This is a genomic window from Brevibacterium sp. Mu109 (assembly GCF_900169375.1).
Classification (GTDB): domain Bacteria; phylum Actinomycetota; class Actinomycetes; order Actinomycetales; family Brevibacteriaceae; genus Brevibacterium; species Brevibacterium yomogidense_A.
The window spans coordinates 95781-114611 of sequence record NZ_FXZF01000006.1 but is presented as its reverse complement, the minus strand read 5'-3'; the positions used below and the strand labels follow the sequence as shown (position 1 = coordinate 114611).

17 protein-coding genes are annotated in these 18831 nt (G+C 69.5%); 10 read left to right on the top strand and 7 right to left on the bottom strand.

Features of this window, described 5'->3' with window-relative positions:
- Position 1 precedes the first annotated feature (1 nt).
- Together BSP109_RS05425 and BSP109_RS05420 are read right to left on the bottom strand one after the other, a co-directional pair.
- A complete protein-coding gene (locus BSP109_RS05425; protein ID WP_101599647.1) occupies positions 2–1243 on the bottom strand; it encodes an acetyl-CoA C-acetyltransferase in 1242 nt (413 codons plus the stop codon).
- 55 nt (positions 1244–1298) lie between these two features.
- Complete coding sequence (locus BSP109_RS05420) at positions 1299–2201, bottom strand: LysR substrate-binding domain-containing protein (RefSeq protein ID WP_101599646.1); 903 nt, start codon at positions 2199–2201, stop codon at positions 1299–1301.
- Positions 2202–2315: 114 nt separating this feature from the next.
- Here BSP109_RS05420 and BSP109_RS05415 point away from each other — a divergent pair, with 114 nt between their 5' ends.
- From BSP109_RS05415 to BSP109_RS05395, 5 genes are all read left to right on the top strand, one after another.
- On the top strand, positions 2316–3263 hold the full coding sequence (locus tag BSP109_RS05415) for a CoA transferase subunit A (protein ID WP_101599645.1): 948 nt from the start codon (positions 2316–2318) through the stop codon (positions 3261–3263).
- Entirely contained in the window at positions 3263–4039 is a 777-nt protein-coding gene (locus BSP109_RS05410) for a CoA-transferase subunit beta (RefSeq protein WP_101599644.1), read from the top strand. Before BSP109_RS05415 ends, BSP109_RS05410 begins: the two co-directional genes overlap by 1 nt.
- A gap of 48 nt (positions 4040–4087) precedes the next feature.
- Positions 4088–5272, top strand: a complete 1185-nt coding sequence (locus BSP109_RS05405; RefSeq protein WP_101599643.1) for a CaiB/BaiF CoA-transferase family protein — start codon at positions 4088–4090, stop codon at positions 5270–5272.
- A gap of 6 nt (positions 5273–5278) precedes the next feature.
- The gene (locus tag BSP109_RS05400; protein WP_087009097.1) at positions 5279–6694 is read left to right on the top strand and encodes an MFS transporter; all 1416 of its coding nucleotides are present in this window, start codon (positions 5279–5281) and stop codon (positions 6692–6694) included.
- Between the two features lie 123 nt (positions 6695–6817).
- Positions 6818–8242 carry an MFS transporter gene (locus BSP109_RS05395; RefSeq protein ID WP_146001086.1) on the top strand — a complete coding sequence of 475 codons (1425 nt, stop codon included), beginning with the start codon at positions 6818–6820 and terminating at the stop codon, positions 8240–8242.
- Positions 8243–8345: 103 nt separating this feature from the next.
- Here the strand turns inward: BSP109_RS05395 and BSP109_RS05390 are convergent, their stop codons facing one another.
- Positions 8346–9101 (bottom strand): SDR family oxidoreductase, encoded by a 756-nt coding sequence (locus BSP109_RS05390; RefSeq protein WP_101599641.1) that lies wholly within the window; start codon positions 9099–9101, stop codon positions 8346–8348.
- 306 nt (positions 9102–9407) lie between these two features.
- Here BSP109_RS05390 and BSP109_RS05385 point away from each other — a divergent pair, with 306 nt between their 5' ends.
- Positions 9408–10010, top strand: coding sequence for an SRPBCC domain-containing protein (locus tag BSP109_RS05385; protein WP_101599640.1), 603 nt, complete (start codon positions 9408–9410; stop codon positions 10008–10010).
- Between the two features lie 134 nt (positions 10011–10144).
- Here BSP109_RS05385 and BSP109_RS05380 read toward each other — a convergent pair whose 3' ends face one another.
- Together BSP109_RS05380 and BSP109_RS05375 are read right to left on the bottom strand one after the other, a co-directional pair.
- Positions 10145–11206, bottom strand: coding sequence for a GTP-binding protein (locus tag BSP109_RS05380; RefSeq protein ID WP_101599639.1), 1062 nt, complete (start codon positions 11204–11206; stop codon positions 10145–10147).
- Between the two features lie 9 nt (positions 11207–11215).
- Positions 11216–12904 carry an amidohydrolase gene (locus tag BSP109_RS05375; protein ID WP_101599638.1) on the bottom strand — a complete coding sequence of 563 codons (1689 nt, stop codon included), beginning with the start codon at positions 12902–12904 and terminating at the stop codon, positions 11216–11218.
- A 127-nt stretch (positions 12905–13031) separates the two neighbouring features.
- Between BSP109_RS05375 and BSP109_RS05370 the strand changes: the two genes are divergently transcribed.
- From BSP109_RS05370 to BSP109_RS05355, 4 genes are read left to right on the top strand one after another with little or no spacing between them, the layout of a single operon-like run.
- Entirely contained in the window at positions 13032–13916 is an 885-nt protein-coding gene (locus BSP109_RS05370; RefSeq protein WP_101599637.1) for a DUF5926 family protein, read from the top strand.
- Entirely contained in the window at positions 13913–14728 is an 816-nt protein-coding gene (locus BSP109_RS05365) for a glycosyltransferase family 2 protein (protein WP_101599636.1), read from the top strand. The genes BSP109_RS05370 and BSP109_RS05365 overlap by 4 nt, the downstream gene beginning before the upstream one ends.
- Positions 14725–15738 carry a prephenate dehydratase gene (gene pheA, locus BSP109_RS05360; RefSeq protein WP_101599635.1) on the top strand — a complete coding sequence of 338 codons (1014 nt, stop codon included), beginning with the start codon at positions 14725–14727 and terminating at the stop codon, positions 15736–15738. Before BSP109_RS05365 ends, pheA begins: the two co-directional genes overlap by 4 nt.
- 37 nt (positions 15739–15775) lie before the next feature.
- Positions 15776–16852, top strand: a complete 1077-nt coding sequence (locus BSP109_RS05355) for an LCP family protein (protein WP_087009079.1) — start codon at positions 15776–15778, stop codon at positions 16850–16852.
- A gap of 93 nt (positions 16853–16945) precedes the next feature.
- On the opposite strand, the gene BSP109_RS05350 is transcribed toward BSP109_RS05355, so the two are convergent.
- Together BSP109_RS05350 and BSP109_RS05345 are read right to left on the bottom strand one after the other, a co-directional pair.
- Positions 16946–17884 carry an NAD(P)-dependent oxidoreductase gene (locus BSP109_RS05350; RefSeq protein WP_101599634.1) on the bottom strand — a complete coding sequence of 313 codons (939 nt, stop codon included), beginning with the start codon at positions 17882–17884 and terminating at the stop codon, positions 16946–16948.
- Positions 17885–17942: 58 nt separating this feature from the next.
- Positions 17943–18716 carry an enoyl-CoA hydratase gene (locus tag BSP109_RS05345; protein WP_101599633.1) on the bottom strand — a complete coding sequence of 258 codons (774 nt, stop codon included), beginning with the start codon at positions 18714–18716 and terminating at the stop codon, positions 17943–17945.
- Between the last annotated feature and the right edge of the window lie 115 nt (positions 18717–18831).

Sequence of the window (18831 nt, the reverse complement as noted above, 5' to 3'; positions counted from 1 at the left end):
CTCAGGCCTCCACGCGCTCGAAGATCGCGGCGAGGCCCTGGCCACCGCCGATGCACATGGTCTCCAGGCCGTAGCGGGCGCCGCGGCGGTCCATCTCACGCGCGAGCGTCGTGAGGATGCGCACGCCGGTCGCGCCGACGGGGTGACCCAGCGAGATGCCGGAGCCGTGGACGTTCGTGCGCTCGAAGTCGGACGCGCCGAAGCCCCACTCGCGGGTGACTGCCAGTGCCTGTGCCGCGAACGCCTCGTTGAGCTCGATGAGGTCGATGTCCTTGATCCCCAGCCCGGCACGGTCCAGGGCGACCTTGGTCGCAGGGACCGGGCCGATGCCCATCGTGCGCGGCGGGACCCCGGCCACGCCCCAGCTGACGATGCGGACGAGCGGCTTGAGGCCCAGCTCCTCCGCCTTCGCGCGGGTCGTGACGATCGTGGCGGCGGCGCCGTCGTTCTGGCCCGAGGCGTTGCCTGCGGTGACAGTGGAGTTCTCATCGATCTTCGCGCGCATCGCCTTGAGCTTGCCCAGCGATTCGATGCTGGCGCTGGGGCGGATGTGCTCGTCGAGCGTGATCTGCTGCTCCGGCTGCTTGCGGGTCGCGGGGATCGTGATCGGGACGATCTCCTCTGCGAACACGCCGCTCTCCGTGGCCGCGGTCGCACGGCGGTGCGACTCGACGGCGAGCAGGTCCTGCTCCTCGCGGCCGATCGAGTACTCCTCGCGGAGGTTCTCCGCGGTCTCGATCATGCCGCCGGGGACCGGGTAGTTCTTGCCGCCGGCAGTGAGGCGGCCGCGCACCAGTCCGTCCTTGAGCTCGACGTTTCCGCCGCGGATGCCCCAGCGGATGTCCTCGTTGAAGAACGGTGCGCGAGACATCGACTCAGCGCCGCCCGCGACGACGACCTGGGCGCCGCCGGTGGCGATCGCACCCATGCCGTCGATCACGGCCTGCAGACCGGATCCGCAGCGGCGGTCGACCTGGCGGCCCGGGACGGTCGCCGGCAGGCCGGAGTCCAGGGCGACGACACGGCCGATCGCCGGTGCCTCCATGTGCGGGTAGCACTGGCCGAAGATGACGTCGTCGATCGCCTCGGGGTTGATGCCGGACTTCTCGATGAGCGCGGTGACGACCTGGCGGCCGAGCTCTTCGGGGGCGATGTCCTTGAACTGTCCGCCGAAGGCGCCCACGGGCGAACGCAGCGGTTCGCAGATGACGATGTCGTTCGCGGATGCGGGTGTCTGGGTCACAGTGACTCCTCGTTGGGTTGTGAGCGGTTTTCTGCGTTCGTGGTGTGGACGGTGGTCAGGACCGGGTCGCGGTGGGAACGGCGGCCTCGGCGGCGGCGACGACTTCTCGGAGCGCCGGCTCGAGCTCGCCTTCGCGGTGCGCCAGGTAGACGGTGATCGGGTCGTGCTCGACAGCGAGCGGCACGGCCACGAGGTGGGGGTCGTGGATGTTCGCCATGACCGAGTCGTACGTGATGGTGATGCCCATCTCCGCGGAGACCAGCGCGCCGACCAGCTGGGTGTCCGGCGCCTCCTGGACGACGCGGGGGGTGAAGCCGGCGGCGTAGCACCACTGGAGCGTCAGGTCGCGCATCGTGGACCCGGGATCGGCCGGGAGCAGGATGAACGCCTCGTCGCGCAGTTCGTCGACGGTGACGGACGAGCGGCCTGCCAGGCGATGGTCGGCGTGGACCGCGACCATGGGCCGCTCGATGATCACCGGACGGCCGATGACCCCGGGCGGCTGCGTCTGCCAGCGGACCAGTGCGAGGTCGAGCGAGCCGTCGTGCAGGCGAGCGATCGCTTCCTCCGAGTACACGTTGCTCTCCATCTCCACGGTGATGCCGGGCTTGCGGCGGTGCGTCGCGGCGACCATCCGGGAGGCGACGCGGTGGGAGGACAGCGTGCCCAGGCCCAGGCGCACGCGGCCGATGTCACCCGCGGATGCCATCTGCACGGACTGCTCTGCGGTCTCTGCGGCTGCGAGCAGGGCGCGGGCCGGACCCAGCAGGGCTGTGCCGGCCGGTGCGAGCGCGACCTGTCGGGTGGTGCGGTGGAAGAGTTCGGTGCCCAGTTCATGCTCGAACTGGCGGATCGCACGACTGAGCGGCGGCTGCGCGATGCCCAATCGCTCTGCCGCACGTCCGAAGTGCAGTTCCTCTGCGACGGCGAGGAACGCACGTACCTGCTGGAGCTCCATGGGGTGATTATGCCACGATTCATGCCCTCTTGGTAAGTATCGCCACTGGATTCCCTGTCGAAACTGACTTAATCTATCTGGGTCACAGTTGACCGATGAGGGGTGGAAGAACACATGGCGAAGGACAAGGTCCTACCGCTGCCGGAAGCGATCGCATCGCTGGTGCGCGACGGTGACACGATCGCGCTCGAGGGGTTCAGCCACCTCATCCCGTTCGCCGCGGGCCACGAGATCATCCGACAGAAGCGCCGCGGCCTGACCTTCTGCCGCATGACGCCGGATCTCATCGCGGACATGATGATCGCGGCCGGGTGCGTCGATCGACTGGTCTGCTCGTTCTTCGCGTCCGGATCTGCGGGCAGCCTCTACGAGATCCGCCGTCGGCTCGAAGACCACGACCCCGCGCCCCTGGCGGTCGAGGAGTACAGCCACCACGCGATGGTCCTGCGCTACCACGCGGGCGCATCTCGCCTTCCGTTCATCCCGATCCGCTCCTTCGCGGGCTCGGACCTGCCGAAGGTGAACCCGGACATCCGGCTGGTCGACAACCCCTACGGCGAAGGCACCGCGTACGTCGTCCCGCCGCTCAACCCCGACGTCACGATCATCCACGCGCAGCGTGCGGACAGCCGCGGCAATGCGCAGATCTGGGGCATCACGGGAGTGCAGCAGGAGGCCGTCTACGCGGCCGAGCGCGTCATCGTGACGGTCGAGGAGATCGTCGACGACGAGGTCATCCGCTCCGACCCCAACCGCACGCTCATCCCGGCCCACGCGGTCGATGCCGTCTGCGTCGTGCCGCGCGGTGCGCACCCGTCCTACGTGCAGGGCTCGTACGACCGCGACAACGCCTTCTACCGAATGTGGCCGAAGATGGCGAAGGACCCTCAGCGCCTGCAGGAGTGGCTCGACGAGCACATCCACGGCACCGCCGATCACGCGGAGTACCTCGCGACGATCGGTGAGGAGCAGCTGGACTCGCTGCGGGTCGCGTCGAAGCCGTCGCAGCCGGTGGACTACGGCAGGCGCATGCTCGCGGCCGCGAATGGAGGAGAAGCGTGATGACGACCGCCCCGGACTACTCCCAGACAGAGCTCATCGTGTGCGCGGCATCGAAGATGCTGGCCGACAAGCGCACGGTGTTCGCGGGGATCGGCCTGCCGACCCTCGCCGTGGACCTCGCACACCGCACCCTGAACCGCGACATCGAGCTCATCTACGAATCGGGTGTCGCCGGCGCCCATCCGGAGGCGATGGCCGAGGGCATCGCCGATTCGGTCGTGGTGTCCGGCTCGGAGTCCGTCGTGAGCATGCAGGCGCTGTTCGGCTACGTCCTGCAGGGCGGCAACGTCGACGTGGGCTTCCTGGGCGCCGCGCAGATCGACCGCCACGGATCACTCAACACGACCGTGATCGGCGACTGGGAGAAGCCCACCGTGCGGCTTCCCGGTTCCGGCGGTGCGGCGGACATCATGGCGAACTCGGGCGAGATCTTCGTGATCATCCGCCGTCACGATCATGCGTCGTTCCCCGCAGAACTGGATTTCATCACATCTGCCTCACCCGTCGCGGCGGCGGAGTCCGGCGACGGCATCCAGCCGCAGGGGCACGGCGTGAGCGTGGTCATCACACCGCTGGGCGTCCTGCAGCGGGCTGACAAGTTCGGCGAGCTCGTCCTCACGCACACCCACCCCGGCGTCACCGTCGACCAGGTGAAGGAGGCGACCGGCTGGGATCTCCAGGTCGCAGACGAAGTGCTGTCGACGATGGAGCCCACGGTCGAAGAGGTGCGACTGCTGCGCGACGAGATCGACACCGTCCGCCTCTACCTCCGCTGACCCTCGGATGACGACGCTCATCACCACGAACAAGGAGTACCCACGCACATGAGCACTGAAGACCTCCACGAGATCTTCGACCGGAAGGGCAGCGGTCCGCTGTCCGGGATCGTGGTCGCGGACTTCTCCCGCGTGCTCGCGGGCCCCTACGCGACGATGATGCTCGCGGATCTGGGCGCCACCGTCATCAAGGTGGAGGGCCCCGGCGGTGACGACACCCGCCTGTGGAGGCCGCCGGTGCGCGACGAGGACGCGACCTACTACCTGTCGATCAACCGCAACAAGTACGACGTGGTGCTCGACTTCAAGGACTCCGGCGACCTGGAGCTCGCGCGTGAGCTGGCGCGTCGCGCGGACGTCGTCGTGGAGAACTTCAAGCCCGGGGGCCTCGTGAAGTTCGGGCTCGACTACGACTCGGTGGCGAAGGACAACCCGAACGTCGTCTACTCGTCCGTCACGGGCTTCGGCCCGTCGAACCCGCAGCCGGGCTACGACCTGCTGGTCCAGGGGCTGTCCGGCTTCATGAGCCTGACGGGTGACGCGGACGGGCCTCCCTTCCGCGCGGGCGTCGCGATCTTCGACGTCATCACCGGTCTGCACACGACCATCGGCATCCTCGCCTCACTGCAGCACCGACTCAACACCGGCGAGGGGCAGAAGGTCGATACGAACCTCCTGTCATCGGCCCTGTCCGGGCTGGTCAATCAGACGTCCGGGTACGTCGCGGCGGGCAATGTCCCGCATCGGATGGGCAACGAGCACCCCAGCCTGTACCCCTATCAGCCGATGCCCACGAAGGACGGCGACCTCATCATCGCCTGCGGCAACGACCGCCAGTTCGTCATGCTGGCCAACGGCGTGGGTCGACCGGAATGGCTCGAGGACGACCGGTTCGCCACGGCCTTCCCCCGCAACACGCACCGGAAGGACCTCGAGCCGCTGCTCACAGAGGCCCTCTCGCACAAGGACGCGCAGGAATGGTACGAGATCCTCTCTGCTGCGGGCCTGCCGTGCGCACCGATCAACACGGTCGAGCAGGGCGTCCAGCTCGCCGAGTCGATGGGACTGGACCCAGTCGCCGAGGCCGGATCCGGTGACCGTGTCATCCCCACCGTCCGCAATCCGATCACGATGTCGAAGACGAAGGTCTCCTACGACCTCGCGCCGCCCACTCTGGGGCAGGACTCCGAGCGGGTCCGCGCGTGGCTGAGCACTCCGACGCAGGAGGACTGACCCGGGATGAGTCGACCGCCGGGACGTGGAGACGGGACACCCGGCGACCCTCCGGATGATGCGGGCGGCGGTGCGCCGTCACGGGTGCCGGGGCGCGCGGCGTACGTCGCGCTGCTGGGCACGACCTCGGCCGGCACAGTGGGCGGCACGATCATCAACGCGCCGCTGGACTGGATCAAGGAGGACTTCGGGGCGTCCGACAGCCGCGTCGTCCTGAGCATCGCGGCGTACACCGTCGCGATGGCCGTCTTCGTCCCGCTGGCCGGCTGGCTGTGCGACCGTCTGGGCGCCATCCGCGTCGTCGCGGTGGGGCTGGGCCTGCTGTCCGTCGCCCAGCTCGCCGCAGTCTTCTCGACGAGCCTGGAGATGCTGATCGTGCTGCGCGCCGTCCAGGGGATCGCGTGCGCGACGTTCCCACCGGGCGTGCAGAGGTCCCTGCCCGCGCTGTGGCCCGCCAAGGGCGCCTCCGCGCTGGCTGCGTGGGCGGCCGCGATCGGTGTCGGCCAGGCGATGGGTCCGCCCATCGGCGGTCTCGTCGCCCAGTTCTTCGGCTGGCGCGGCGTCTTCGGCTTCGCCGGGATCTTCTCCGCGATCCTCCTGGTGGCAGTACTCGTGACGGTGCCGCATCTCCCGGGCCGCAGGGTGCCGATCCATGCGCCGGGCGTCGTCGTCCTCATGCTGTCGATCGGGCTGTTCGTCGTGGCCGCCACGATGGTCGGCCAGCGCGTCGCCTGGGGCCCGGATGTGATGGTGGGCCTCGCCGCGCTGGTGAGCGGCGTGATCTTCCTCGTGATCGCGGCGAAGCGGCCGGACAGGCTCCTGCCGCCGAGGTCCCTGCTGGAGCGCAGGTACGCTCGCGCGACTGCGATGGCGGCGACGACGATGTTCATCATGGGGATCGTGCTGTCCTCGCTGCCGCTGTGGATCGCGCAGGAGCTGGGTCTGGGACCCGGCCCGGTCGGAGTGATCGTCTTCGCGATGGCGGCTGCGATGGCGACATCGGCGCGACTGACGTCTGCCCTGCGGACGAAGCTGGGCGGCTGGAGAGCCGCGATCACCTCGCTGGGCGCCCTGATCGCCGTCCCGCTGCTCCTGGGCGTGTGGATGGACTGGGGGCCGGGCACGGCGCTCGTCGGCGTGCAGTCGGTGGGCATCATCATCGCCCTGCTCCTGATGGGCGTCGCGATCAACGCGGGCCAGAGCATCTCCGCCTTCTCCGTGTCGCTGTCGCAGACGGGGAAGAACTCCCTGGCGTTCGGCATGCACAACACGGCGCGCTTCATGGGACTCGCGACGGGCTTCGCCTGGACGGCGCTGCTCTACCCGGTCGGGTCGATGCTGCTGCTGTTCGCCGGTGCCGCGGTCGCGGCCGCTGCGGCGATGTCGCTGGTGGTGTCCGGGGGACCGCTCACGGACCGGTGAGGCGCGTGCCGCCCAGCCAGCCCGTAGCCTGCTGCCTGACCCTCCGGTTCGAGAGCACCGCCGTGGTCTAGAGTGACGTGGAGTCGCTGTTTCTATCGAGTGTTCGACAAAGGTGTGGTGCAGATGCAGGAGTCGTCGCGACCCACTGTTTGGCCCCTCTACGTCGTCACCTTCCTCGCCACGTACACGATCGCCGTCGCCGCGATCTCCGCTCCCGGCATCCAGTACGGTCTGCAGATCTCCGAGTCCGGAACCTCCCTGGTCGTCGGCGCGTACTCTGCGACCTTCGCCGCGGGCCTCATCTTCTTCGGTCGTCTGGGAGACCGGTGGGGGCGCCGGCGCATGTTCCGCGCAGGCACCCTGGCCCTGGCGATCACGGCTCTTCTCACGGCCAGCGCCCCGACGATGGAGTTCCTCGTCGTGGCGCGCCTGGTGCAGGGCTGCGCGGCGGCGGTCACCACGCCGCAGGTGCTCGCGAGCATCCAGTCGATCCTCCAGGGGAGTGCGCGACTGCGAGCGGTGGGGCTCTACAGCGTCTTCGCCGGCAGCGGCACGGTGGCCGGACAGGTGATCGGAGGACTGGTCAACAGCGCATTCGGCCCGGACCTGGGATGGCGGGCGGCGTTCGCCACCGTGGGCGTGCTCGCCGTCATCGCGTGGGTCGGTGCGCGTCACCTCACGGAGACCCGATCGCCGAAACCACTGGGACTCGACGCTCGCGGATCGGTGCTCGTGGCGCTGGCGCTGCTGCTCCTCATCGCCGGGCTCACGAATGTCGCGGCCATCGACCTGGTCGCGCCGCTGTCTCCACCGGGCCCGCTGCTGTGGACCGCGGGACTGCTGGGGGCCTCGGCGGTGTGCTTCGGCCTGCTGGCCCTGCACGCACGCCTGCGCGAGCGCTCGCAGCGTCCCTCGATCCTGCCGCTGGAGGTCATGCGGGAACCGGCGGTGCGCACCGGGATGGCGCTCGCGTGCCTGCTGTTCATGATGATCGGCGGGTTCGCCTACAACTACGCGATCCTCAGCCAGCAGGGCTATGGGCTGGCGCCCTGGGAATCGGGACTGGCGACCGCGACACTGGCGCTCGCCTTCGTCATCGCATCCGCCCTGGCCCCGCGGATCGTGGTGCGGCTGGGCGGCACAGTGCACGGAGGGCGGCGGACGCTGCTCATGGCATCGGTGATCCAGGGCGTCGGGCTCGTGGGCCTGGGCATCGTCGCGATCGTGGGCGTCGACCACTTCTTCGTCTGGTACCAGTTCGCAGGGGTGCTGATCGGCGGCGGACAGGGGCTCATGATGGGGCCGCTGGTGTCCGTCGTCATGGCCGCGGTGCCCGATGAGGCGGCGGGGCTGACCGGCGGGCTGGTGGCCACGGCGCAGCAGACGGGGATCGGGCTGGGCATCGCCGTGCTGTCGACGATCTTCGCGGGGCTGACCCAGCTGCTGCCGATGACGACCGCGTATGGCTGGACCACCCTGGCGACCGTGCTGCTCACGGTGCTGTTCGCCCTCTTCGCCGCGCGGATCGTGGAACAGGCTGAGGAGTAGCGGAACGGGCTGAGGGGCAGGGGCGCGTCACGCCTCCCCTGCCCCTCAGCCTGCACGCCCCGCGGAGGATCTCCGTCAGGGCACGTCGGTCAGAGTGTCGCCCTCAGGCGCCTCCGCCCAGGGTGACGCCGCCGTCCGCGACGACCAGCTCGCCGGTGATCCACGAAGCCTCGTCCGACAGGAGGAAGGCGGCCAGGGCCGCGATGTCCTCCGGGACGCCCAGGCGCTTGGCCGGGTAGGCGGCCGCGACCTTCTCCTCGCCCTCCTCGTAGAGCTTCTCCGCGAACTTCGTCTTCACGACGGCCGGGGCGATCGCGTTGACGCGGATGTCCGGGCCGAGCTCCATCGCGTACTGCTTGGTGATGTGCGTGATCATCTGCTTCGTCGCGCCGTAGAACCCGATCATGTGGGGCTGGCGGACTGCGGCGACCGACGACAGGTTGACGATCGATCCGCCGCGCTCCTTCATCGACGCCGCGTAGACCTTGCGCGTCCACTGCATGGTGGAGAGGACGTTCACGTTGAACAGCTTCGAGATCGCCCGGTCCTCCATGTCGATGAGGGGGCCGTAGACGGGGTTGATGCCGGTGTTGTTCACGAGGATGTCGACGGGTCCGAAGGCCTCGGTCACCTGGGCGATGGCCGCATCCTGGTGGGCGTCGTCGTCGCCCTTGCCGGCGGCGTAGATCGCTTTGTCGGGTCCGCCCAGCTGCTCGACCGCCTCTTTGAGGGCGTCCTCGCCGCGAGCGGTGAGCAGGACGCGGGCGCCCTCATCGACGAGCCGCTGGGCGATCCCCAGCCCGATGCCGCGCGATGCGCCGGTGACGATCGCGACCTTGTCCTGGAAACGTGCTGACATGTTCTCTCCTTCGAGCGGGGTCAGATCAAGTGCGTGGACACGGGTCCCGCACTTCTTATCGTTCGTTCAGAATCTTTCACACCTGCGTGTGCGGGTCAACGGAATTGAGGACGATCTCAAGTGACGGACTCATCGGCCTCTGCGGTTCGTCCTCCGCTGTGCGGACCCGGCCGGGCTCGCCGCAAGGACCCAGCCGGGCTTACTGTGCGGAGCCTGCCCGGCGCGTCGCTCGGAGCCGGCCGGGCAGACCGCTCGGATAGGGTCGGATCGGATACGTCCCCCGCGCACGTGCAGAAGGAGTCCCGCATGCCGCTGACCGATCAGACCGTAGCCGCCGTCACCGGTGCGCTCGCCTCCCTCCCGGTGTCCGCGGAGTCGCAGTCGCTGTCGCACGGTACGACGCTGCTGACGCTGGGTCTGACGGTCGATGCTACTGCGTCGCGGGTCTGGGACCATCTCACGCAGCCGGAGCTGCTGGCGCTCTGGTCGCCGATCGTCCCTGACCGTCCACTCACCGAGGTCGGCCCGGCCCAGTCCCATGAGACCCCCGACGCGCCCACGACCGAGGCCCGGGTCATCGAACTCGAGCCCGGCACCGTCCTGCGCCATGCCTGGGGCATGGGCGAGGTGCTGTGGGAGCTCACGGAGTCCGAGGTTCATGCCGGAGCCGAAGCGGCCGACGGGCCGACTGGGGGCTCCGCCGCAGCGACGCATCTCGCACTCACCCAGACCTTCGCGCAGCAGGACCTGGTGCCGATGACGGCCGCAGGCTGGCACGTGTGCTTCACGGTGCTCTCGCTGGTGCTCGACGGCCAGGACGTCGAGCGGGTCGTCGGCGAGGACGCGCTGGCCGTGGGCTGGGAAGCCCTGCGCGACGCCTACGTCCGCAACTTCAACCCCACCGACTGACGCTTACGGACCCAGCCACCGGCGCCAACAACCAGCCCCCCCCCGCGCGAAAGCACAACATCCGCACGGTTCTGGGCCGCAGATCGTGCGGATGTTGAGCATTCGAATCCGCAGCACCGCCGCCGAGGTCCCGGTCACCGTCCGTGCCGACCCGCCAGTTCCTGCGCGGCTCGCTCCAGTGCCTCATCCGCGTCGGGCCCTGCCGCGATGAGGACGATGGCAGACGAACGGGCATCCGAGGCAGCGGACCCGGAAGCAGCCGAGCCAGCAGCTGCCGTCGCTGTCTCGACCGTCACCTCTCCTCCTGCCAGCTGCACCGCGACCCACGTGCCCGCCGCGTCCTGCACGATCCCCTTCGCCCGTACCAGGTGAGCGGCGTGCGATCGCAGCACCGCGATGATCGCGTCGACATCCGCGGGGCGTGGCACGTCGACGGTGACCGTCGAGTGGACCGCCGCATGCTCCATCGGGCGTGCTGGTGTGCGGTCCGTCGAGCGCGCAGTACGCACCCCCGCGCGGCTCGGCACCCTCTCGACGGCCCGCACCTCAGCGTCGGCCCGCACCTCGGCGCCGGTACTCACCTCGGCGCCGGCCCGCACCCCCTCGAGAGCCCGCAGCACCGGCGCCCAATCGTCGTCCCGCACGACCTCGACTGGCACCTCGGCCGCGATCGTCCCGCACGCCTCCACGGTCAGCGAGACCGCCGCCGTCCCCGCCGCTTCCGCCTTCGTCACCACCAGCAGGTCCGCAGCCTGAATCTGCGCCTGGACGACGTCGGCCACGAACTCGTCCCGCAGCCGCCTCACCGTCATGCCGGCATCGACGCACACGACGACGCCACCGGGTCGGAACCCCGGGTAGGTCCTCCACGCGCCTAGCTGCGCAGGGTCGCCGATCCCGCTCACCTCGCACACGACGTGGTCCAGGTCGTCGCGCGCCGCGAGCACGCCCATGGTCCGCTGCACGTCGTCCGTGATCTGGCAGCAGATGCACCCGTTCGTCAGTTCGATCGTGTCTGCACCGGACGACCGGATGAGCGCCGCATCGATGTTCACGTCGCCGAAGTCGTTGACGACGACCGCAGCCCGCCCCAGCGCTCCGCTGCGCAGGACGTGGTTGATGAGCGTCGTCTTCCCCGATCCCAGGTAGCCGCTCACCAGCGTGAGCGGCTTCGTGACGTCCGCCGAGGCCCCCATCAGATCACCTCACCGCTCCTGCACGTTGCTGGCGAAGTGCCGGCCTCCCACCACCGTGCCGTGGATGCGGATGTCGCCCATGGCCTCGGGCGCGACCGCCAGCGGATCCTCCGCCAGCACCGCCAGGTCTGCGAACTTGCCCGGCTCGATCGATCCGACCTCGTCGTCGCTCTTGAGCATGTACGCGCTGCCCAGCGTGATCGCCTCGAGTGCCGCCTCCGCACTGATCCGCTCCGTCTCGCCCATGACGCGCCCGGACTGCGTGAGGCGAGTCGTCGCGTGCTTCGCCGACGCGAGCGGACCCAGCGGGGTGATGGGCGAGTCCGAGTGCACGCTGATCGGCACCCCGCTTCGCAGAGCAGTGGCCGCGGCGTTGTTCCTGCGCGCCCGATCGGGCCCCATCGTGAGGTCCAGGTGCTGGTCGCCCCACTGCCAGATGTGGTTGGAGAAGATGTTCGCGCACGCGCCCAGGGCCGCGAGCCTGCGGTACTGGGCGGGTGTGGACATCTGCGAGTGCGTGCACGTGTGGCGGTGATCCGGCCGGGGGTGCGCGATGAGCACCCGCTCGAGCGTGTCGAGGAACAGCTGGGTCGACTGGTCGCCGTTGCAGTGGACGTGGATGAGGAGGCCGGCCTGGTGGAAGACCTCGAAGGCGCGGTGGAACTCCTCCGGACTCACGTTCCACATGCCGTTGGGCTGGTCGCCGTAGTAGCCGGGTTCCCGCACCCGGGCGGTGAAGCCCTGCAGGGTCCCGTCGAGCATGAGCTTCACCCCGCCGAAGCGCAGCGTGTCGGTCGACGAGTCCCGCAGCTCGACGAGCCGCTGCGCGTCCTCGACGAGCCCGGAGGACATCGGCCCCACGCCCGCACCGAAGTGGAAGACGTGCATCCGCGCCGGATAGTCCTCGCCCACCGATGTGCGGTAGAGGTCCACCCCCTCGTCGCTCATGAGCACGCGCGATCCCAGGTCTGTCACGGTGGTCGTGCCGGTGTTCACCGCGTTCTGCCCGAACTTCGCCAGTGCCTCCGCATCGACGCTCAGCAGGTCGCTGTTCTTCGCCAGCTCCTGCACGAGCCCCATCGCCACGAACTCGTGCAGCTCGCCGTTGGGCCTGCCGTCCGCGTCGAGGGCGACGCCGTCGACGCCCGCCGCCTCGTCCACCCCGCACCGCTGCATCGCCACGGTGTTGATGGTGCACGCGTGGCCGCTCGCCTGGTTGATGTAGATCGGGCGCGTCGTGGACACCCGGTCCAGGTCCGTCGCCGTGAGCGGCTCTCCGTCGAAGAAGATCGGGTCCAGGCCCCACGCGATCATCGTCTGCTCCGGGTCCGCGATCTTCGCCTCCTCCGCCTGCAGCCGGGAGATGACGTCCGCGACCGAACGGCAGCCGGGCCAGTGCACGCCGTCGGGATCCGTGCGGTCGACGAACCCGACGTACGTCCCCTTCCACACATTGCCGGTGCCGCCGTGGCTGTGCGCCTCGACGAACCCGGGCAGCAGGACCGCGTCCTTGTACCGATCGTCGACGACGGCGCGTGGGTAGGTGAGCAGCTCCTCCACCGTCCCGACGGCGCGGAAGCGGTCTCCGCGCACCGCGACGGCCTCGGCGGTGGGGCAGGTGGGATCCATCGTCCGCACCAGCCGTGCGGGGTAGATGATCGTCGGTTCTGTGGCTGACCGCTGGGTCGAGTCAGTCATGGGAGGCTCCTTCGCCGTGTCCGATGATGCGGGCTGTGACGCTCACCTCATCCTGCCAAACCACCCGGCCCCCCGTCCCACCGCATCTCACACTCCAGCCCTCCCCACCCCACGTAGACTCATCCGCATGGGAAAGAAGTCCAAGAAGTCCAAGGAAGAGATCATCGCCAAGCGCCTCGCGAAGGCGAAGGCCGGCGCATGGGTGCCCAGGCCGTTCGAGGGCCTGCCGTTCGAGGCGGACCTCGTCTGCCTGCGCGAGCTGGTCCCCGCCGCCACCGCCACCGCGAAGCTGACGGAGGAGTACGGGGGCCGTGAGGTCACCTTCGCCTCGCTGCTGCCGGCGGCCTGGCAGGCGCTGCACCGTCAGGACGGTCTCCTCATGGCGGGTCTGCAGGTGCCGTTCTCGTCGCCGGATCCGTCCCGCGACATCGCCGCCGCACTGCTGGCCGTCGCCGAGGGTGAGCCCGGCACGTTCCGCGAGGTCGACTCCCAGCCGGGTGAGGGCCCGCGCCTGCAGGACATCCTCGACCTGTCCGTGCCCTTCGACGTCACCGTCCACGAGACGTTCGACTTCTGGCTGCCGGAGGACGAATCGCAGCGTGACGAGGACGTCGTCGCCGCGCTCGATCAGGCCAACGAGGCGATCAGCCCCACGGAGAAGCTCGTGTCCGCACCGGCCGCCTACTGGACCAACATGGCCGGCCGCGTCTACGTCCGCTGGGCGCACACGGAGCAGGAGGACGTCGTCCTCAATGCCCTTGCCCGCCTCCATGCCAAGAGCGGCAACGACATGGGCGCGGACAGCGGCAAGTACCTGGGCTGCTTCCGCGCCCACGGCATCGCAGTCCCCGTCTGGGAGTTCGCTCCGGACACGCAGCCGGACGACCTCGAGGAGGGCCTCGCGGCCTTCGTCGCCCGGTTCGACGAGGCTGCAGCTGTCACGTCACCGCTCGATCACGAAGAGCGCCGAGCGAAGGCCGGCGTGGTCTCACGCCAGCTGACCATCCGATGAGCTCACCCGCGCAGAACTCCGCCGCCGAGGTCCCGGCCGGCGCCCCGCATGCCGTCGCCGTGATCATCCCGGCGAAGGACGAGGAGGATCGGATCGCGGCGACCGTCGCCTCGGCGAAGCGGATCCCGGGAGCGGATCTCGTGCTCGTCGTCGACGACGGGTCGTCGGACGGCACAGGGCCGCGTGCCCGCGCCGCCGGCGCCCAGGTCGTCACCCACCGCACCAACAAGGGCAAGGCCCAGGCGATGATGACGGGTTCGTTCGCCGTGCGGAACCGGGAGATCTCCGAGCTGGCCCCGGGGGAGCAGGCGCGCCACCGCGCGCTGCTGTTCATCGACGGGGACCTCGAGGACTCCGCCGTGAACACGGCACCGCTGGCCGGGCCGGTCCTTGCCGGCGAAGCGGACGCGACGATCGCGGTCCTGCCCGCGCAGAAGCGTGCGGGCGGCGGGTTCGGCTTCGTCGTCGGCCTCGCGAAGAAGGGCATCGAGCGGCTGTCCGGGTTCCAGGCCACCCAGCCGCTGTCCGGCATGCGCTGCATGACCCGGGAAGCGTTCACGGCGACCCAGCCGTTCGCCCCGGGGTGGGGCGTCGAGACCGGCATGACGATCGATCTCGTCTGGGCCGGCATGCGCGTGCGCGAGGTCGAATGCGACCTCCACCACCGCGTGACGGGCCGCGACCTCCGAGCACAGCTGCACCGCGCCGCCCAGTACCGGGACGTCGCGCGTGCGCTCGCCGCCCGTGAGCTGCGCGGTCGTGTGAGCGGTGGCCGACGGCCGGGTCGCGAAACCGGAGGCGCGCTCTCGTGACGGACCAGTCCAGCACGCGGTACGCCTACCTGGGCCCCGCGGCGACCTTCACCGAGGCCGCCCTGATCGGCCTCCTCACGGAGCGCGGAGTGCTCGAGACGGCCGAGCGCATTCCGATGCGCTCCGCCGACGCGATGCTCGAGGCGGTGCGCGCGGGCGAGGTCGATGCGGCGGTCGTGCCCATCGAGAACTCGGTCGAGGGAGGCGTGCCGGCCACCCTCGATGCGCTGACCCGCTACGGTCGGCTGCAGATCGTCGCCGAGGCCGTCGTCCCCGTCCGCTTCGTGCTCGCCGCCCTGCCGGGGACGGTCACGCGCGAGACGCTCAGGTCCTACGGCACCCACCCGCACGCGGAGGCGCAGACGCGGCTCTGGATGCAGCGGAACGCGCCCCAGGCCGAGTACCGGGTGACGTCCTCGACGGCGGCGGCCGCGCAGGAACTGGCGGCGTCCGCGGAGCCGGCGGGGGCCTCGGCGGGGGTGGCGGGTTCGACGGACCTGCCCTACCAGGCGGTCATCGGGCCGCTGCTGGCGGCGCAGACGTACGGGCTCGAGGTGCTCGCCGACGACATCGGCGACAACACGCTGGCGGAGACGCGGTTCATCTGCGTCGAGCGCCCGGGCGCGATCCCGGAGCCCACCGGCTGGGACCGCACGACGATCGTCGTGGGACTGGCGAGCGACAGGGCCGGTGCGCTGCTGGAGATGCTCGAGCAGCTGTCCGCCCGCGGCGTGAACATGTCACGCATCGAATCGCGGCCCACCGGCGACGGGCTGGGCCTGTACCAGTTCTCGATCGACGTGCTGGGGCACGTGGCGGAGGCGCGTGTGGCCGAGGCGCTGCGCGGCATCCACCGCGTTGCGGGGTCCGTGAAGTTCCTGGGCTCGTACCCCATGGCATCGGCCACCCGCACAGAGCTGAACGGAACGAAGAAGGCCGTCGATCCGCGGGTCGCGGACGACGCGTTCGACCGGGCGCAGGCGTGGCTCGACGACGTGACGGGCCGGTAGACTGCGGTGAACTCCGACCCGACCCGCAAGGACGCCTGTGTCTCAGAATCCTGACTTCGATGCGATCTTCGGCTCCGACGATGCGACGACTGCATCGGGCGGGGCCGCTGCGACGCGGACCGCTGCCCGCCCGCGCAAGAAGAAGACCGGTCGGAAGCTCCTGGCGATCCTCCTCGTCCTGGTCCTGCTCGTCGTCGCGGCCATCGCCGCCTACGTGTTCTACCTGGGCAGCCTGTGGAACGACAACTCGAACCAGATGGGTGAGGACGCGGTGTTCGGCGGCCAGCAGCCGGTCGCGGAGGACGACGGGGCCCTGAACATCCTCCTGCTGGGCTCCGACGCCCGTGACGAGGACGTCGACTACTCCGGCGATTCCAGCGGCAACCGCTCGGACACGATCATGGTCATGCACCTGAGCGGTGACCGCCAGGGCGCGCAGATCATGTCGATCCCCCGCGACACCTGGGTGGACATCGAGGGCCACGGGCAGGGGAAGATCAATGCGGCCATGAGCCACGGCGGACTCCCGCTCGCCACGCAGACCGTCAGCGACTTCATCGACGCACCCATCCACCACGTCGCGATCATGGACTTCGAGGGCTTCCAGGCGCTCACTGACAGCGTGGGCGGCGTGACGGTGGAATCGGAGAGCTCCTTCGAATCCGGCGGCCATTCCTTCACCGAGGGCGCGAACGAACTCTCCGGCGAGGAAGCGCTGGCGTTCGTCCGGGCGCGCAAGAACTTCGCGGACGGCGACCTCCAGCGCATCCGCAACCAGCAGGCGTTCCTCTCCGGACTCATGGACGAGATCATCACGGCCGGCACCCTGGGCAACCCCGTGAAGGTGGCGGGCTTGGTGCGGGACTTCTCCCCCTACATGACGGTGGACGACAAGCTGGACTCCTCGAAGATCGCATCGCTGGCCTACGAGATGCGCAGCATGCGGTCGGGGGACATGCAGTTCTTCTCCGCTCCGATCGCAGGTGCGGGCCGGTCGGGCGACGGGCAGGCGATCCTCAACGTCGACGAGGAGGAGCTCGAGACGATCAGGGACGCGTTCGCCGACGATGCCGTGGACGAGTACGCGGACAGTGCGGAGTCAGTCCACCTCTGACGGGGCGGAGGACGGCTCGAAGATGCCTCACGAATGAGTTCTGGTCTTTGAGCTGAGCCTGTCGTGCGTTCTGCGAACAGGCCGTCGACCCGTTCAGTCCTGCGGCGAGAGGTGCTGGACCGGCTCGATGTCCAGCAGGGAGCGCAGGCGCGACAGGTCGTAGGTCCGCTCCCGCACGTACGCCTCGATCTCCGCGGTCGTGTGCGGCGGACGGTTCCTGGCAGTCGGCGCCTTGATGCGCTTCTGGGCGATCCACGCGCGCGCCTTCGCCAGGTCGGCCGGACGAGAATCGAGCGTCATATGCGGGTGATCCGTCCGCGCGATGTAGGTGTTGATCGCCTCGTGGAGCACGTAGGGCTGCGGATCCGCGATGTTCACCGGGCCGCTGACGCGTGGGCGGTCGAGTCCCGCGATCGCTGCGGCGACGACGGTGTCCACATGCGCGAGCATCGTCTGGTTCTTCGCACCGTCAGGCAGGGTGAGGACGCCCCGTCGTGAGAAGCGCGTGAGCGTCTCGATCACGCCGTCGTCCTGACCGGGGGAGTAGAGGCGTGCGGGACGCAGCACCAGGGCGTCGGGGCGGACGCGCGTGAGCACGCCCTCTGCGAGCGCTGCGGTCCGCGCGAACTCATCGCGGTACTCGTCGATGTCGAGCGGCCCGGCCTCCTCGTAGAGCCGCGCATGATCCCGGTGCAGTCCGTAGACGGCGGTCGAGGACAGGTGGATGAAGCGTGCGCGGGGGAAGGCGTCGAGCACCTTCCGCGTGCCGACGACGTTGATGTCGTGGAAATCCTCCGGCGCACCCCAGTCGGTGCTCAGTCGGGCGCAGTGGACGACCGCGGTGACGCGTCGTGCGAGCGCCGTGACGTCGACGGGTGCGTCCTGGCGGAGGTCCCAGTCGATGTGGTGGACGTGCGACGGGAGGTCGGGGTTCTGTCGGCCGACGGTGAGGACGGGGGTGCCGCGCGCCAGCAGATCGCGCACGACGGCCTCTCCGACCAGTCCGGTGGCGCCGGTGACGATGACGGTCATGGGGTGGCGGGCTCCTCATTCCAAGGGGGTCGGCACCAGGCTAGCCTGTGGCGCGGGTTCAGCGGCCCTTCCACTCCGGTGCGCGCTTGGTGAGGAACGCGTCGATCCCCTCCTGCGCGTCATCGAGCACCGCGTTCGCGGCCATCGTCTTCGACATCTCCTGGTACGCGTCCTCGACGGGCATGCTGACCTGGCGGTAGAACGCCTCCTTGCCGATCGCCACGGTGGCGGAGGACGCCTGCGCGATCTTCACCGCGAGTTCGTCCGTGGCGCGGATCAGCTGGTCGTCGTCCACGACGTCCGACACCATCCCCAGCTCCAGCGCCCGCTCCGCGCTGACGGGGTCGCCGGTCAGCAGCATCCGCATGGCCTGCTTGGTGGGCAGGGCGCGCGCGATGGCCACGCCCGGGGTGGAGCAGAACAGTCCGATCTTCACGCCCGGCGTGGCGAAAGCGGCGGACTTCGCCGCGACCACCAGATCGCACGTCGCCGCCAGCTGCGCACCCGCAGCGGTCGCCAGCCCGTGGACGCGGGCGATGACGGGCTGGGGGATCCGCTGGATCGTGAGCATGAGCTCCGTGCAGACGTCGAAGATCTCCTGCTGGCGGGCGTGATCCGCGCCCCGGACCTCCTTGAGGTCGTGGCCGGAGGAGAAGGTGGGGCCCTCTGCCGCGAGGACGACGACGTGCACGGAGGTGTCCTCGCCGATCGCCGCGAGTGCGTCGCGCAGTCGACTCATGAGTTCGGTCGACAGCGCGTTGCGGGTCTGCGGTGAGTTGAGGGTGAGCGTCGAGACGGTGCCCTGTGTGGAGGAGAGGATCAGATCAGCCATGCCGCCATGCTAGGCGTCACATCATCCTGGCGACAGGACGTTCCAGAAACTTTGCCTTGAGTGGAATAGGCTCAACTTTGATGACGTTCTTCTGGCATACGAATCACCCCTGTGG

Bases quoted from the DNA above. Each gene is read 5' to 3' on its own strand.
- BSP109_RS05365 (WP_101599636.1), top strand. From the start codon at position 13,913: ATGAGCTCACCCGCGCAGAACTCCGCCGCCGAGGTCCCGGCCGGCGCC.
- BSP109_RS05405 (WP_101599643.1), top strand. From the start codon at position 4,088: ATGAGCACTGAAGACCTCCACGAGATCTTCGACCGGAAGGGCAGCGGT.
- BSP109_RS05370 (WP_101599637.1), top strand. From the start codon at position 13,032: ATGGGAAAGAAGTCCAAGAAGTCCAAGGAAGAGATCATCGCCAAGCGC.
- BSP109_RS05385 (WP_101599640.1), top strand. From the start codon at position 9,408: ATGCCGCTGACCGATCAGACCGTAGCCGCCGTCACCGGTGCGCTCGCC.
- BSP109_RS05380 (WP_101599639.1), bottom strand. From the start codon at position 11,206: ATGGGGGCCTCGGCGGACGTCACGAAGCCGCTCACGCTGGTGAGCGGC.
- BSP109_RS05420 (WP_101599646.1), bottom strand. From the start codon at position 2,201: ATGGAGCTCCAGCAGGTACGTGCGTTCCTCGCCGTCGCAGAGGAACTG.
- BSP109_RS05390 (WP_101599641.1), bottom strand. From the start codon at position 9,101: ATGTCAGCACGTTTCCAGGACAAGGTCGCGATCGTCACCGGCGCATCG.
- BSP109_RS05395 (WP_146001086.1), top strand. From the start codon at position 6,818: ATGCAGGAGTCGTCGCGACCCACTGTTTGGCCCCTCTACGTCGTCACC.
- BSP109_RS05350 (WP_101599634.1), bottom strand. From the start codon at position 17,884: ATGACCGTCATCGTCACCGGCGCCACCGGACTGGTCGGAGAGGCCGTC.
- BSP109_RS05415 (WP_101599645.1), top strand. From the start codon at position 2,316: ATGGCGAAGGACAAGGTCCTACCGCTGCCGGAAGCGATCGCATCGCTG.
- BSP109_RS05345 (WP_101599633.1), bottom strand. From the start codon at position 18,716: ATGGCTGATCTGATCCTCTCCTCCACACAGGGCACCGTCTCGACGCTC.
- BSP109_RS05400 (WP_087009097.1), top strand. From the start codon at position 5,279: ATGAGTCGACCGCCGGGACGTGGAGACGGGACACCCGGCGACCCTCCG.
- BSP109_RS05410 (WP_101599644.1), top strand. From the start codon at position 3,263: ATGACGACCGCCCCGGACTACTCCCAGACAGAGCTCATCGTGTGCGCG.
- BSP109_RS05375 (WP_101599638.1), bottom strand. From the start codon at position 12,904: ATGACTGACTCGACCCAGCGGTCAGCCACAGAACCGACGATCATCTAC.